This is a genomic window from Pseudomonas sp. LB-090624, assembly GCF_003205205.1.
Lineage (GTDB): Bacteria > Pseudomonadota > Gammaproteobacteria > Pseudomonadales > Pseudomonadaceae > Aquipseudomonas.
On record NZ_QJRL01000001.1, the window covers coordinates 280,727 to 295,164 of the forward strand.

Annotated in this window: 14 protein-coding genes; 10 read left to right on the forward strand and 4 right to left on the reverse strand. The window is 61.2% G+C overall.

Annotated elements, in window-relative coordinates:
- Nucleotides 1-8 precede the first annotated feature (8 nt).
- From DMX11_RS01360 to pdxJ, 8 genes are all read left to right on the forward strand, one after another.
- The gene (locus tag DMX11_RS01360; protein WP_110742719.1) at nt 9-974 is read left to right on the forward strand and encodes a MucB/RseB C-terminal domain-containing protein; all 966 of its coding nucleotides are present in this window, start codon (nt 9-11) and stop codon (nt 972-974) included.
- Nucleotides 975-1,183: 209 nt separating this feature from the next.
- A complete protein-coding gene (locus DMX11_RS01365; protein WP_371921780.1) occupies nt 1,184-2,584 on the forward strand; it encodes a DegQ family serine endoprotease in 1,401 nt (466 codons plus the stop codon).
- 181 nt (nt 2,585-2,765) lie between these two features.
- Nucleotides 2,766-4,565: a translation elongation factor 4 gene (gene lepA / locus DMX11_RS01370; protein WP_025754588.1), complete on the forward strand. Its 1,800-nt coding sequence runs from the start codon at nt 2,766-2,768 to the stop codon at nt 4,563-4,565.
- Between the two features lie 5 nt (nt 4,566-4,570).
- Nucleotides 4,571-5,425, forward strand: coding sequence for a signal peptidase I (gene lepB / locus DMX11_RS01375; RefSeq protein ID WP_110742721.1), 855 nt, complete (start codon nt 4,571-4,573; stop codon nt 5,423-5,425).
- A 163-nt stretch (nt 5,426-5,588) separates the two neighbouring features.
- On the forward strand, nt 5,589-6,278 hold the full coding sequence (gene rnc, locus DMX11_RS01380; RefSeq protein WP_110742722.1) for a ribonuclease III: 690 nt from the start codon (nt 5,589-5,591) through the stop codon (nt 6,276-6,278).
- Nucleotides 6,271-7,173 carry a GTPase Era gene (gene era, locus DMX11_RS01385; protein WP_003252061.1) on the forward strand — a complete coding sequence of 301 codons (903 nt, stop codon included), beginning with the start codon at nt 6,271-6,273 and terminating at the stop codon, nt 7,171-7,173. Before rnc ends, era begins: the two co-directional genes overlap by 8 nt.
- Before the next feature lie 54 nt (nt 7,174-7,227).
- Entirely contained in the window at nt 7,228-7,911 is a 684-nt protein-coding gene (gene recO, locus DMX11_RS01390; protein WP_110742723.1) for a DNA repair protein RecO, read from the forward strand.
- Between the two features lie 61 nt (nt 7,912-7,972).
- Nucleotides 7,973-8,695, forward strand: a complete 723-nt coding sequence (gene pdxJ, locus DMX11_RS01395) for a pyridoxine 5'-phosphate synthase (protein WP_371921781.1) — start codon at nt 7,973-7,975, stop codon at nt 8,693-8,695.
- A gap of 49 nt (nt 8,696-8,744) precedes the next feature.
- Here the strand turns inward: pdxJ and DMX11_RS01400 are convergent, their stop codons facing one another.
- Both DMX11_RS01400 and DMX11_RS01405 read right to left on the reverse strand, forming a co-directional pair.
- On the reverse strand, nt 8,745-10,127 hold the full coding sequence (locus DMX11_RS01400; protein ID WP_110742725.1) for a heavy metal sensor histidine kinase: 1,383 nt from the start codon (nt 10,125-10,127) through the stop codon (nt 8,745-8,747).
- Nucleotides 10,124-10,798, reverse strand: a complete 675-nt coding sequence (locus tag DMX11_RS01405; RefSeq protein ID WP_110742726.1) for a heavy metal response regulator transcription factor — start codon at nt 10,796-10,798, stop codon at nt 10,124-10,126. The genes DMX11_RS01400 and DMX11_RS01405 overlap by 4 nt, the downstream gene beginning before the upstream one ends.
- Before the next feature lie 279 nt (nt 10,799-11,077).
- Here DMX11_RS01405 and DMX11_RS01410 point away from each other — a divergent pair, with 279 nt between their 5' ends.
- The gene (locus DMX11_RS01410) at nt 11,078-11,281 is read left to right on the forward strand and encodes a hypothetical protein (RefSeq protein WP_110742727.1); all 204 of its coding nucleotides are present in this window, start codon (nt 11,078-11,080) and stop codon (nt 11,279-11,281) included.
- Between the two features lie 68 nt (nt 11,282-11,349).
- Here the strand turns inward: DMX11_RS01410 and cmoB are convergent, their stop codons facing one another.
- Together cmoB and cmoA are read right to left on the reverse strand one after the other, a co-directional pair.
- Nucleotides 11,350-12,306, reverse strand: a complete 957-nt coding sequence (gene cmoB / locus DMX11_RS01415; RefSeq protein WP_110742729.1) for a tRNA 5-methoxyuridine(34)/uridine 5-oxyacetic acid(34) synthase CmoB — start codon at nt 12,304-12,306, stop codon at nt 11,350-11,352.
- Entirely contained in the window at nt 12,303-13,046 is a 744-nt protein-coding gene (gene cmoA, locus DMX11_RS01420) for a carboxy-S-adenosyl-L-methionine synthase CmoA (protein WP_110742730.1), read from the reverse strand. The genes cmoB and cmoA overlap by 4 nt, the downstream gene beginning before the upstream one ends.
- Nucleotides 13,047-13,246: 200 nt before the next feature.
- Between cmoA and DMX11_RS01425 the strand changes: the two genes are divergently transcribed.
- Nucleotides 13,247-14,437, forward strand: a complete 1,191-nt coding sequence (locus tag DMX11_RS01425; protein WP_110742732.1) for an alpha-xenorhabdolysin family binary toxin subunit A — start codon at nt 13,247-13,249, stop codon at nt 14,435-14,437.
- The last annotated feature ends 1 nt before the right edge of the window (nt 14,438 follow it).

Genomic DNA, 14,438 nt, shown 5'->3' on the forward strand with positions numbered 1-14,438 from the left:
GGAGGATCATGCGCGCGCTACCTCTCTTGTCGCTGCTGATTGGCAGCTGCATGACGGTGCCAGCGTTGGCGGCCAATTCTTCGCCCGAGGCGAGCGAGTGGCTGAACAAGCTGGCACAGGCCGAGCAAAAACAGAGCTATCAAGGCTCTTTTGTCTACGAACGTAACGGCAGCTTCTCCTCCCACGACATCTGGCACAGGGTCGAAGGCGGCAAGGTCAGTGAGCGGCTGTTGCAGCTCGATGGCGCCGCCCAGGAAATCGTGCGCGTGGATGGCAAGGTGGAATGCGTCAGCGGGGCCTTGGCCAGCAGTGTCTCGGCACCCCCGGACACCGCCTCACGTGTGCTTGATCCGCTCAAACTGATGAGCTGGTACGACTTGAGCGTGGCGGGCAAGTCACGGGTCGCCGGGCGCGACGCCGTGATTGTCACCCTGACCCCGCGGGACCAGCATCGCTATGCTTTCGAATTGCACCTGGATCGAAAGACCGGCCTGCCGCTACGCTCGTTGATGCTCAACGACAAAGGGCAGTTGCTGGAGCGCTTCCAGATGACCCGCCTTGATACTGACGAACTGCCCACTGATGCCGACATGCGTCCCGGGGCAGGGTGCAAGCCAGTGCGGCAAGTCACGGCTGCCGGCAACGATAGCGTCGCCGGCTGGCGTTCGGACTGGCTGCCCCCGGGTTTCGAGTTGGTCAACAGCTCCATGCGCAGCGACCCCAAGCGCAACAGTTCGGTCAGCAGCTTGATGTATGACGACGGCCTGGCGCGTTTCTCGGTGTTTCTCGAGCCGGTAAATGATGATGGCGGTACCGACGTGCGCACCCAGTTGGGCCCGACTTCGGCGGTTTCACGTCGCCTTAACACCCCCAAGGGTAAGGTGATGGTGACCGTGGTCGGCGAAATTCCGCTGGGTACGGCAGAACGCGTCGCCCTCTCGATGCGCCCTCAGGACGCTCAGGCACGCCAGTAAAGGCGGGCCTTTGCGGGCTGTGCCAAGGCAGGCGGACATGCGGCTGAAATGAAATTAAAGCATTGTCATTTGCAATCCATCGGTAAATTTCCTATAGGTCAGGCTCTCAGGAGCCTGGCCTTTCCTGCTTTGTGCAGGGGCCTTTCTAAACTACCGCTCGTTGTGACGGGAGCCGTATGTCAATACCACGCTTGAAATCCTACCTAACGATGTTCGCCGCCGTGCTGATGCTCGGCCAGGTGCTCAGCGCCCAGGCCGAGGAAGCCCTGCCGGACTTCACCACCTTGGTCGAGCAAGCCTCGCCGGCGGTGGTCAACATCAGTACCAAGCAGAAGCTACCGGACCGCCGTGTCGCCCAGGGCCAGATGCCGGACCTGGAAGGCCTGCCGCCAATGTTCCGCGAGTTCTTCGAGCGCAACATGCCCCAGCAGCCTCGCTCGCCGCGCGGTGACCGTCAGCGTGAGGCGATGTCGCTGGGCTCGGGCTTCATCATTTCCAGCGATGGCTACGTGTTGACCAACAATCACGTGGTGGCCGACGCCGACGAGATCATCGTTCGCCTGTCGGACCGCAGTGAGCTGCAGGCCAAGCTGATCGGCACCGATCCACGTACCGACGTGGCCTTGCTGAAGGTCGAGGGCAAGAACCTGCCTACCGTGAAGCTGGGTGATTCCGAAAAGCTCAAGGTAGGCGAGTGGGTACTGGCCATCGGTTCGCCGTTCGGCTTCGACCATTCCGTGACCAAAGGTATCGTCAGTGCCAAGGGCCGTACCTTGCCGAATGACACCTACGTACCGTTCATCCAGACCGACGTGGCCATCAATCCGGGTAACTCCGGCGGCCCGCTGTTCAACATGAAGGGCGAAGTGGTGGGTATCAACTCGCAGATCTTCACCCGTTCCGGCGGCTTCATGGGCCTGTCGTTCGCTATCCCGATCGACGTGGCAATCGACGTTTCCAACCAGCTCAAGAAGGACGGCAAGGTCAGCCGCGGCTGGCTGGGCGTGGTGATTCAGGAGGTCAACAAGGACTTGGCTGAATCCTTCGGCCTGGACAAACCGGCTGGTGCCCTGGTGGCGCAGGTGCTGGAAGACGGCCCCGCAGCCAAGGGCGGCCTGCAGGTGGGTGACGTGATCCTGAGCATGAACGGCCAGCCGATCGTCATGTCGGCGGACCTGCCGCATCTGGTCGGTAGCCTCAAGGACGGTGAGAAGGCCAAGCTGGAAATCATCCGCAACGGCAAGCGCCAGAACCTGGAAGTTGCCGTGGGTGCAATGCCGGATGACGATGCCGAGATCGGTACCGGCGCCGAAGGCACCGCCGAGCGCAGCAGCAACCGCCTGGGGGTATCGGTAGCCGACCTGACCGCCGAGCAGAAGAAATCCCTTGAGCTCAAGGGCGGCGTGGTCATCAAGGAAGTCCAGGATGGCCCGGCTGCGCTGATTGGCCTGCGCCCGGGCGACGTCATCAGCCACCTGAACAACCAGGCCATCGGTTCGGCCAAGGAGTTCACCGAAATCGCCAAGGAACTGCCGAAAAACCGTTCGGTGTCGATGCGTGTGCTGCGTCAGGGCCGCGCCAGCTTCATTACCTTCAAGCTCGCTGAATAAGCGGCTTGGCAAGGCGGAAAGGGCAGCTTCGGCTGCCCTTTTTCATGAATCTTCACAATTGAGTGAAGCATTGCTGTGTACAGTCGGACAGAGGAATCTCCCATAACCCAGCAGCTTAAGGTACAATTCCCGGCTATTTTTCGGCGGGCGTCCGGCTCGCAGCCTTTTCGAGTGTTGACCCGTGAGTGATTTGAGTCATATCCGCAATTTCTCCATCATCGCCCACATCGACCATGGCAAGTCGACGCTGGCCGACCGTTTCATCCAGATGTGCGGTGGCCTGTCGGCACGCGAGATGGAAGCCCAGGTGCTCGATTCCATGGACCTGGAGCGCGAGCGCGGTATCACCATCAAGGCCCACAGCGTCACGCTTCACTACAAGGCGCAGGACGGCAAGACCTACCAGCTGAACTTCATCGACACCCCCGGCCACGTCGACTTCACATACGAAGTCTCGCGCTCGCTGGCGGCGTGTGAAGGTGCGCTGCTGGTTGTCGACGCTGGCCAGGGCGTCGAAGCCCAGTCCGTGGCCAACTGCTACACCGCCATCGAGCAAGGCCTGGAGGTCATGCCGGTCCTCAACAAGATGGACCTGCCCCAGGCTGACCCGGACCGCGTCAAGGACGAGATCGAAAAGATCATCGGCATCGACGCCACCGACGCCGTGGCCTGCAGCGCCAAGAGCGGCATGGGCGTGGACGAGGTGCTCGAGCGCCTGGTGCACTCGATCCCTGCGCCGGAAGGCGAGATCGATGCACCGCTGCAAGCACTGATCATCGACTCCTGGTTCGACAACTACCTTGGCGTGGTCTCGCTGGTGCGCGTGCGCCAGGGCCGGGTCAAGAAAGGCGACAAGATCCTGGTCAAGTCCACCGGCAAGGTGCACCTGGTGGACAGCGTCGGTGTATTCACCCCGAAACACACCCAGACCGCTGATCTGAAAGCCGGCGAAGTAGGCTTCATCATCGCCAGCATCAAGGACATTCACGGTGCTCCGGTGGGTGACACCCTGACCCTGTCCTCGACCCCTGAGGTCGAAGTGCTGCCAGGCTTCAAGAAGATCCAGCCGCAGGTCTACGCCGGCCTGTTCCCGGTCAGTTCCGACGACTTCGAAGACTTCCGCGATGCGTTGCAAAAGCTGACCCTGAACGATTCGTCGCTGCAGTACATGCCGGAAAGCTCCGACGCCCTGGGCTTCGGCTTCCGTTGCGGCTTCCTCGGCATGCTGCACATGGAGATCATCCAGGAGCGCCTGGAGCGCGAATACGACCTGGACCTGATCACCACCGCGCCAAGCGTAATCTACGAGCTGGAACTGAAAACCGGCGAAACCATCGTCGTCGACAACCCGTCCAAGCTGCCGGACGTGTCGGCCGTGGCCGACTTCCGCGAGCCGATCGTCACCGCGACCATCCTGGTACCGCAGGAGCACCTGGGTAACGTCATTACCCTGTGCATCGAAAAGCGTGGTGTACAGCGCGACATGCAGTTCCTCGGCAGCCAGGTGCAAGTGCGCTATGACATGCCGATGAACGAGGTGGTACTGGACTTCTTCGACCGCCTCAAATCCACCAGCCGCGGCTATGCTTCGCTGGACTATCATTTCGATCGCTACCAGTCGGCCAACCTGGTCAAGCTGGACGTGCTGATCAACGGCGACAAGGTCGATGCCTTGGCATTGATCGTGCACCGCGACAATGCGGCCTACAAAGGCCGTGCGTTGACCGAGAAGATGAAAGAACTGATCCCTCGGCAGATGTTCGATGTGGCGATCCAGGCAGCCATTGGCGGCCAGATCATTGCGCGGACAACCGTCAAGGCGCTCAGAAAGAACGTACTGGCCAAGTGCTACGGCGGTGACGTCAGCCGTAAGAAGAAGCTGCTTGAGAAGCAGAAGGCCGGTAAGAAACGCATGAAGCAGGTGGGCAACGTGGAAATTCCACAGGAAGCCTTCCTCGCCGTGCTCAGGTTGGATAGCTAGGTCCTATGTCGCTAAATTTCCCGCTGTTGCTGGTTATCGCCGTATTCGTCTGCGGTCTGCTGGGCTTGATCGACCTGCTGTTCCTGGCCCCGCGCCGGCGTGCGGCAATTGCCAACTATCAGGGCAGCGTAAGCCAGCCCGAGTTGGCCGTGGTCGAGCGCCTGAACAAAGAGCCGTTGCTGGTCGAATACGGTAAGTCGTTCTTCCCGGTACTGTTCATCGTGCTGGTGCTGCGCTCGTTCCTGGTCGAACCGTTCCAGATTCCTTCGGGTTCGATGAAGCCGACCCTGGAAGTGGGCGACTTCATCCTGGTGAACAAGTTCTCGTACGGCATTCGCCTGCCGGTGATCGACAAGAAGGTCATCGAGGTGGGTGACCCGCAGCGCGGGGATGTAATGGTGTTTCGCTACCCGAGCGACCCCAACGTCAACTACATCAAGCGTGTAGTGGGTCTGCCGGGCGATGTGGTGCGCTACACCAACGACAAGCGGTTGTTCGTCAACGGTCAGCCGATTGCCGAGCAACTGGTGGGCAGCGAACCGGGCACCCTGGGCAGCGCCGAGCTGTACAAGGAAAAGCTCGGCGAGGCCGAACACCTGATCCGCAAGGAAATGAGCCGTTATCGCATGCCGCCGGACCAACAGTGGACCGTGCCGGCAGGCCATTACTTCATGATGGGCGACAACCGCGACAACTCCAACGACAGCCGTTTCTGGGATGACCCGAACATTCCCAAGGAACTGCACGGCATGGTTCCGGACCGGAACATCGTCGGCAAGGCCTTCGCAGTGTGGATGAGCTGGCCAGAGCCGAAACTCAGCCACCTGCCCAACCTGTCGCGGGTCGGCCTGATCCATTGATACCCTTCGGCGCTGTCCAGCAGACAGCGCCGAATGCATTTCTGACATAGGCTGTGTTCTCAGGGATCGGGAGATTCGCCGCACATCGCGCGGCGGACCACAGCCAAACAGTCTTTCAGGATGTTGATTTGAACAACGCGTTGAACAACCAACGGGTGGCCGCATGAGTGCTTCCCTTGCCCATCTCGAGCGAAAGCTCGGTTACACCTTCAAGAACCAGGACCAGATGCTCCTGGCGCTGACCCATCGCAGCTACGCCGGGCGTAACAACGAGCGCCTGGAGTTTCTCGGTGACGCCATCCTCAACTTCGTTGCAGGCGAAGCGCTGTTCGAGCGCTTCCCGCAGGCCCGCGAAGGCCAGCTGTCGCGCCTGCGTGCCCGCCTGGTCAAGGGTGAAACCCTGGCTCGTCTGGCCCGTGGTTTCGACCTTGGCGAGTACCTGCGCCTGGGTTCCGGTGAACTCAAAAGCGGCGGTTTTCGCCGTGAGTCGATCCTGGCCGATGCCCTGGAGGCGCTGATTGGCGCCATCTACCTGGACGCGAACATGGAAACGGCCCGCGAACGCGTACTGGCCTGGCTGGCAGACGAGTTCGAAGGCCTGACCCTGGTCGACACCAACAAAGATCCGAAAACCCGCCTGCAAGAGTTCCTGCAGTCGCGCAGCTGTGAGCTGCCGCGTTACGAAGTCGTGGATATCCAGGGTGAACCGCACTGCCGGACCTTCTTCGTCGAATGCGAAGTGGTGCTGCTGAACAACAAGAGCCGTGGTCAGGGCGTCAGCCGGCGTATTGCCGAGCAAGTCGCTGCCGCGTCTGCACTGATCGCCCTGGGCGTGGAGAATGGCAATGACTGATAGCAACCCGACCCGCTGTGGCTACGTAGCCATTGTCGGCCGCCCCAACGTCGGCAAGTCGACCCTGCTCAACCACATCCTCGGTCAGAAGCTGGCGATTACCTCGCGCAAGCCGCAGACGACCCGCCACAACATGCTCGGCATCAAGACCGAAGGTGATGTGCAGGCGATCTATGTCGATACCCCAGGCATGCACAAAGCCAACGACAAGGCGCTGAACCGCTACATGAACCGCAACGCCTCGGCAGCCCTCAAGGACGTCGACGTGGTTATCTTCGTGGTCGACCGTACCAAGTGGACCGACGAGGACCAACTGGTTCTGGAGCGCGTGCAGTATGTGACCGGCCCGCTGATCATCGCGGTCAACAAGACCGACCGCATGGAAGAGAAAGCCGAGCTGATTCCGCACCTGCAGTGGCTCCAAGAGCAACTGCCGAACGCCGAGGTGATGCCGATTTCCGCGCAGCAGGGGCACAACCTTGAAGCGCTGGAAGCACAGATCGCCAAGCACCTGCCCGAGAACGATCATTTCTTCCCTGAAGACCAGATCACCGACCGTAGCAGCCGCTTCCTCGCCGCTGAACTGGTACGCGAGAAGATCATGCGCCAGTTGGGTGCGGAGCTGCCGTACCAGATCACCGTCGAAATCGAGGAATTCAAGCAGCAGGGCCATGTGCTGCACATCCACGCGCTGATCCTGGTTGAGCGCGACGGCCAGAAAAAGATCATCATTGGCGACAAGGGTGAGCGCATCAAGCGTATCGGTTCCGAGGCGCGCAAGGACATGGAAGTGCTGTTCGACTCCAAGGTCATGCTCAACCTGTGGGTCAAGGTGAAGGGCGGCTGGTCCGATGACGAGCGCGCACTGCGTTCGCTGGGCTACGGCGACCTGTAAGCCGCGCCGCGCTGCCACAAGGGCAAGTGCAACCCTCGGGGCGAGTGATTCTTAATGGAACAACCTGTCGGCCAGCCAGCCTATGTGCTGCACAGCCGTGCCTACAAGGAAACCAGCGCGCTGGTGGACTTTTTCACCCCGCAGGGCCGCATGCGCGCCGTGCTCCGTCGTGCACGCGGCAAGGGTGGCAGCCTGGTGCGGCCGTTCGTACCCCTGGAGCTAGAGTTGCGGGGGCGCGGTGAGCTAAAGAATGTCGGTCGCATGGACAGCAGCGGCATCGCCGCCTGGCTGCATGGCGATGCGCTGTTCAGCGGGCTGTACCTGAATGAGTTGCTGATGCGGCTGCTGCCCGCCGAAGCACCGTTTCCGGCAATTTTCGATCACTACGCCCTGACCTTGCAGGCCTTGGCCGAAGGGCGCCCGTTGGAACCTCTGCTGCGTTCGTTCGAATGGCGGCTGCTTGATGAGCTGGGGTATGCGTTTTCATTGAGCCAAGACGTCAACGACCAGCCGATCGCTGCCGACGGTCTGTATCGCCTGCGCGTGGATGCCGGCCTGGAGCGGGTCGAGCTGTTGCAGCCCGGCCTGTTTCGCGGGATCGAGTTGCTAGCCCTGGCTGAAGCCGACTGGGACGCACCTGGCGCCTTGCTCGCTGCAAAGCGCTTGATGCGCCAGGCGCTGGCCGTTCACCTGGGGGCAAAACCCCTGGTCAGCCGCGAACTGTTTCGCAAGCGCTGATCACGACGTATGCTGTGGGGCTCAATCTTCAGGAGAGCCTTTCGTGACTCACAGCAACCGCATGCTTCTTGGCGTCAACATCGACCACGTGGCGACCCTGCGCCAGGCCCGCGGCACGCGTTACCCTGACCCGGTCAAGGCTGCTCTGGATGCCGAGGAAGCAGGCGCCGATGGCATTACCGTGCACCTGCGCGAAGACCGCCGGCACATCCAGGAGCGTGATGTGGTGCTGCTCAAGGATGTGCTGCAGACCCGCATGAACTTCGAGATGGGCGTCACCGAAGAGATGATGGCCTTTGCCGAAAAGATTCGCCCGGCGCACATCTGCCTGGTCCCGGAAACCCGTCAGGAGCTGACCACCGAGGGTGGTCTGGACGTGGCAGGGCAGGAAGCACGGATCAAGGCGGCAGTGGAGCGTCTGGCGCGTACTGGTGCGGAGGTTTCGTTGTTCATCGATGCCGACGAGCGGCAGATCGAGGCTTCACATCGGGTCGGCGCGCCGGCCATCGAGTTGCACACCGGCCGTTATGCCGATGCCGAAACCCCGACGGAAGTGGCGCAAGAGCTCCAGCGCATTGTCGATGGCGTGGCGTTTGGCGTGGGGCAGGGGCTGATCGTCAATGCCGGCCATGGCCTGCATTACCACAATGTGCAGGCGGTGGCGGCGATCAAGGGCATCAATGAGTTGAACATTGGCCATGCGCTGGTGGCACATGCCCTGTTCGTAGGCTTCAAGGCTGCTGTCGCCGAGATGAAGGCGCTGATCGTCGCGGCTTCGCGCTGACTCACTGGCTGCCTGCACTGGCCCTATCACGGCCCGTGCAGGCAGCCGATCACTCGGCGGCGAATACGAGGGTGAAGCGGGTAGGCCCCAACGGGCTGCTGCTCACTTCGACCCTTCCACCGTGCAACTGCATGATCGACCTCACGATCGCCAGCCCCAGCCCGGTTCCGCCCTCCAGCCGCGAGCGCCCCGAGCCCACCCGGTAAAACCGCTCGAACAAGCGCTGCTGGTGCTCGGCCGCGATGCCAGGCCCCCGGTTCTCTACCGATAGACGTATCTCACTGCCCGCGCGCTCGATATGCAATTCGACGGGCTCATGCTCGGGACTGTGCCGAATGGCATTGCTCAGAAGGTTCGACAACACCCGCTGGAGCATCAACCGGTCACCGAGCGCCGTGCCCCAGCCGCGAACCCGCAGCTCAACCGCTTTCAGCTCGGCACTGAAGGCAAACAGTTCGACAACCCGTGCCGTCTCGTCAGCCAACGCCAAGGGTTTCAATGCCACCTGCGCCTGCGGCTGGCTGACCTGGGCGAGGAACAACATGTCGTTGATGATGCGGTTGAGCCGGGTCAGCTCATCGATGCTGTCTTCCAGCACTTCCCGGTAGTTGGCGGTGTCCCGCTCACGAGCCAGGGTCACCTGTGCCTTACCCATCAGGTTGCTCAATGGTGTACGCAGTTCGTGGGCCAGATCGTCGGAAAACTGCGACAGCTGGCTGACACCTTGGTCAAGGCGGTCGAGCATCACATTGATACTGTGCGCCAGTTCTGCGAGCTCTAGCGGCAGGCCACTGTCGGGCAGGCGATGCTGCAGGTCCTGGGCCGAGACCTGCCCGGCAATGCGCCGAAAGTGCCGCAGCGGCTTGAGGCCGCGCTGCATCAGCCACCAGGCGCCCGCACCGATCAGGACCAGTAGCAGCGGCAGCGCCAGCAAGGTGGAGTGGAGGTAGGCCTGCAACAGGGCGTTATCGTCGGCGCGGTTGAGCGACATCATGACCTTGACCGGGGTGTCGTCGCGCAGTTGCATCAGCCGGGTCACGGTGAGGATCTGGTTACCGCTGCTGTCGCGCCAGGCGTAGAAGGCCAGACGGGCATTGGTGGGCAAATCGCCGACCTGCGACTCTAGCGCCGGCCCCAGGCTCAGCAAGTGCGGGTGTCGGCTTTCGAGGGCCAGCACGCTGAGGCTGAGGTTATCGTGCCCCATCACCAGGTCGAGCAGTGGGTGGGCCCGGCTGCCCAAATCCTCGCTGCGCAGGTCGACGCGCAAGTTGTGCTCGACCTGCAGCATTTTGCGCGTCAGGTCCTTGCGTGCGCGGCTGTCCAGCTCGTGATCGAGGGCGAACACGGCCAGGCAGCCCAGTAACAACACCAGCGCAGCGCCCATCAGCGTCACGCTCAGGCCCAGGCGTAGCGATAGGCTGGCGGTTTTCAAAAGCGGGCTTCCAGGACGTAGCCGACGCCGCGCAAGGTATGAATCAGCTTGTTGTCGAAGGGGTCGTCGATCTTTGCCCGCAGGCGCCGGATCGAGACCTCGACCACATTGGTGTCGCAGTCGAAGTTCATGTCCCACACCAGCGAAATGATCTGCGTGCGCGAAAGCACTTCGCCGGTCTGGCGCATCAGCAGGTGAAGTAGCGCGAACTCTTTGGCAGTCAGGTCGATGCGCTGCCCGCCGCGGTAGGCACGATGGCGGCCGGGGTCCAGCTCCAGATCAGCGACACGCAGGGTGCTGGGCTGCAGTTGCTGGTCGTTGCGGCGCAGCAGGCTGCGGATACGCGCCAGCAGTTCAGGGAACTCGAACGGCTTGAGCAGGTAGTCGTCAGCGCCCAGGTCCAGGCCTTTGACCCGGTCGGCCAGGCGACCGTGAGCGGTGAGCATCATGATGCGCGTAGAAGATTCGGCGCGCAGGCGCTGCAATACGGTCCAGCCATCGAGCTCAGGCAGGTTGACGTCGAGTATGACCAGGTCGTAAGGCTGCTGGCGGGCCAGATGCAGGCCGTCGGTGCCGGTATGGGCGCAGTCGACCACGTAGCCGTTTTCGCGCAGGCCTTGATGCAGGTAGTCGGCAGTACGCAGTTCGTCCTCGATGATGAGTAGGCGCATGGGGGGCTCGGTTCGATGAAAGGGCGCGATTCTCGACCCTGTAGTGACATCAGGGTCAAGGGGCAGGATGTTACGGCATGAGAACAGGGCAGCAGCGCAGATAACGGATTTGTAATTCTGGCGTTATCTGGCTGTCTGTTGCGGCCTCTTATCGGGCAGGCCGACGACGAGGCCTGCAATAAAGCCCAGATTGCAGGACTGTAATCCCCGCCTCACCTTGCCGTTAGCCAGCCTCTGCCAGGATGGCCCTGTCTGATCGGTTATCACGAGGCAAACACGATGCACCTGACCAAGTACCTGCTGCTGGCCGCCCTTGCCCTGGGCAGCGCCAGTGTTTACGCCGAGGGCGGTGCGGAACGCTCCAGGCAGTTCTGGCAAGCGTTCCGCGAGGACCAGCAGCGCCTGCACAGTGACAAGCAGCAGGCCATGGCCGAACGCGAGCGCAAGGCGCAAGAGAAAGCTCGCGAAGTGGCCAAAGACTAGGCAACAGCACCTGCGCTGCGACGGCTCCTCGGCGCGGGTGCATTCAGGCGCCCGGGTGGGCGCCTTATTTATTTGCGCGCCACCAGCGTGGCGCGGCGTGGGGCCGGCAGGCCTTCGACAGTCTTGCTGTGGTCGAACGGGTCGAGGAAATCGCCAAGCGACTGATAGCGCATCCATTCGGTGCTGCGCTGCTCCTCGACGGTGGTCACGCTTACGTCGACGCAACGTACATCGCTGAAGCCGGCCCGGCGCAACCAGCGCTCAAGCGCGGGCACTGACGGCAAGTACCAGACGTTGCGCATCTGGGCGTAGCGGTCTTCAGGCACCAGTACCTGGTTCTCGTCACCCTCGATCACCAGCGTTTCCAGTACCAGTTCACCGCCTTTGACCAGGCAGTCCTTGAGCGCCAGCAAGTGCTCGATAGGTGAGCGTCGGTGATAGAACACGCCCATCGAAAATACCGTGTCGAAACCTTCCAGGTTGGCCGGCAGCTCTTCCAGAGCGAACGGCAGATGCCAGGCGGGAAGTTCCGGCAGGTACTGCTGTACGGCCTGGAACTGGCAGAAGAACAGCCAGTTGGGGTCGACGCCAATCACCATGTCGGCGCCGGCACCGAGCATGCGCCACTGGTAGTAGCCGTTGCCACAGCCCACATCGAGCACGCGCTTGCCCTGAAGGTTCAGGTGAGGGCCGACCCGGGACCATTTCCAGTCCGAGCGCCATTCGGTATCGACGTGCACACCAAACAGGTCGAACGGCCCTTTGCGCCATGGCGACAGGCCCATCAATGCCTGGCGCATTTGTGCGCGGCTGCTGTCGTCGCAGTCGCAGTCCAGGCGTAATCCGTTGACCAGGTCGATTTCGCTGGGTTTCAAGGCGGGCAGGGCATCGAGTGCGCCGCGCCAACGGTCGAGGTCACCGTGGCCCTTTTCCAGCTTGGCGTCCAGTTGTGCTTGCAGGCCTTGCGACCAGGAAGCCAGGGGCGTGCCCGCCAGGCGGCGGACGAGAGGGGACAGATCGATCATGGCAGGGCTATCAACGAGGCAAAGTTAAGGCATTGGAACCAAGGCACCACCTTCGAGAAACCGGCGGCACGCAGGCGCTCCTGGTGGGCTTCGAGGGTGTCGGGGCGCATCACGTTTTCAATGGCGCTGCGCTTCTGGGCGATTTCCAGTTCGCTGTAGCCATTGGCCCGCTTGAAGTCCAGGTGCAGTTCATTCAGCAGGTCCTGCTCCTGTTCATCGGCAAAGCGCAGCTTCTCCGAGAGGATCAGCGCGCCGCCAGGCAGCAGCGCCTGGCGGATGCGGCCCAGTAACGCCAGGCGCTGGTCGGGGGCGATGAACTGCAGGGTGAAGTTCATCGCCACTACCGAGGCGGGCTCGAAGGGCAGGGCAAGGATATCCGCTTCCAGCACTTGCACCGGCAGCAGCTCCTGGAACATCGAGTCCTGAGCGGTGAGGTACTGGCGGCAGCGCTCGACCATGGCGGCGGAATTGTCCACCGCAATCACCCGGCAGCCGTCGCTGCGCACATGGCGACGTAGCGACTGGGTGACAGCGCCCAGCGATGCGCCCAGGTCGTACAGCGCAGTATCCGGCTGGGCGAAGCGCGCGGCCAGCACACCGAGGTTTTCGACGATGGTGGGGTAACCGGGCACCGAGCGCTTGATCATGTCCGGAAACACGCGCACCACGTCCTCGTTGAAGACGAAGTCAGGCACCTGCTCCAAGGGTTGGGAGAAAAGGCGGTCTGGTTGTTTGCTCACGGTGGGCTCGATACAGGGTGAAACGGGAGCGCATTTTATCCAATGGCTGCGCATCTTGCCATGGCAATGCTTCAGGGTCGGAGCATTCATGCGGGTGGCAGTGAACTTTCCCACACTGTTTAGTTATTCGAGCCACTGTATTGAGTGGCGTGCGGGTGGAAACTTCAGTGGCCTCTAATCTATTGAGTTCATAGGTGATTATGAATACCGCCACAGGGCAGGAAGAACTGCCGGTAGAAGAACTGGACCTGGTGTCCAAAGTCAAAGTGTTGCCCGAACGCTATTTCTCATTCATTGAAAGTCGGCTGGGCGGAAGTCAGCAAGTTGGCGCTTTACTGACGCCTGAAAATTTGAAAGTTATCAAGCGCTACGTCAGTACTGTCCATCAGCTCCCGCGGACGCAGGTGGAGATAGAGAGGGAGGCTAATTACGCCGCCTTGGGTATCGAGGCGTCGATGGTCAATGACCTTTATGTCGCGCTGCATCGGCATGCCAATGAATGGGACAAACTGGAACGCAGCATAAAGCAGTTGGGGCCAGAAGTTGAACTGTTCGCCGAAAGCCTGGTACAGCGTGGCGGTAGCCTGTTGGAGAACCTTGAAAGCAGCGAAGTTTTCATGGCGATCAGGAAACGCAAGGCCGAGCAGGGCGACGATGTTTACACCGCGCAGCTGAGCGAAGAGGAGCAAGCGCAAATCGCCAATGTACTGACCCGGGGCATTTCCGAGCTGGTCAGGGAAATTGAAGACACCCAGCGGCGGATCGATGCCGTCGATGCCCGCGCGAACTGGTTCAACAGTGAAATCAAGCGGGAGCTCAAACCGCGTATGGGGCGCTTGTTGAAGCACTTCGACGAGAAAGTTTCCCCGGAGAAAACACTGCTCAAGCGCAGGCAACTCGATGCGTGGGACGAGCAGATCGATGAGCTGAAATCCGAGTACGATGCCAATGTAGGTTACGCGTTCACCGGTATCCTGCTCGGGCCGATTGGCCTGGTGATAACCGGTGGCGTGTTCGGTACCAAGGCAGAAGAAATCAGGGCCAGCAAGAATGCGCTCATTGAGCAACGCGAAGAATTGGCGCGTGAGTTGGGCAACCTCGAGCCGGTCCTGAAAGATGTCGAGCGTGTTTCGACCTTGATCAGAGACTTGCAATTCAGGTGCAAGGACCTGTCGGCGGCCACTAAACGGTTGGCGGATGTGTGGTTGTTTCTCGCTTCGTATGCCCATAACTCTGTCAGTGAGGCCAAAGAGCTGAGCACGATATCCCAGCTTGAGTCCTTCGTGCATGACTTCTCGGAAGTTATCAAGCCGTGGACAAAGATAGGCAGTATTTGCCATGTACTGTCCGAGTTGTTCAATGAGTTGGTTGAAGAGTACGAGGAAGCCTGAT

Coding starts and splice junctions, on each gene's coding strand:
- DMX11_RS01360 (WP_110742719.1), top strand. CDS start 9: ATGCGCGCGCTACCTCTCTTGTCGCTGCTGATTGGCAGCTGCATGACG.
- DMX11_RS01365 (WP_371921780.1), top strand. CDS start 1,184: ATGTTCGCCGCCGTGCTGATGCTCGGCCAGGTGCTCAGCGCCCAGGCC.
- lepB (WP_110742721.1), top strand. CDS start 4,571: ATGTCGCTAAATTTCCCGCTGTTGCTGGTTATCGCCGTATTCGTCTGC.
- rnc (WP_110742722.1), top strand. CDS start 5,589: ATGAGTGCTTCCCTTGCCCATCTCGAGCGAAAGCTCGGTTACACCTTC.
- era (WP_003252061.1), top strand. CDS start 6,271: ATGACTGATAGCAACCCGACCCGCTGTGGCTACGTAGCCATTGTCGGC.
- recO (WP_110742723.1), top strand. CDS start 7,228: ATGGAACAACCTGTCGGCCAGCCAGCCTATGTGCTGCACAGCCGTGCC.
- pdxJ (WP_371921781.1), top strand. CDS start 7,973: ATGCTTCTTGGCGTCAACATCGACCACGTGGCGACCCTGCGCCAGGCC.
- DMX11_RS01405 (WP_110742726.1), bottom strand. CDS start 10,798: ATGCGCCTACTCATCATCGAGGACGAACTGCGTACTGCCGACTACCTG.
- DMX11_RS01410 (WP_110742727.1), top strand. CDS start 11,078: ATGCACCTGACCAAGTACCTGCTGCTGGCCGCCCTTGCCCTGGGCAGC.
- cmoB (WP_110742729.1), bottom strand. CDS start 12,306: ATGATCGATCTGTCCCCTCTCGTCCGCCGCCTGGCGGGCACGCCCCTG.
- DMX11_RS01425 (WP_110742732.1), top strand. CDS start 13,247: ATGAATACCGCCACAGGGCAGGAAGAACTGCCGGTAGAAGAACTGGAC.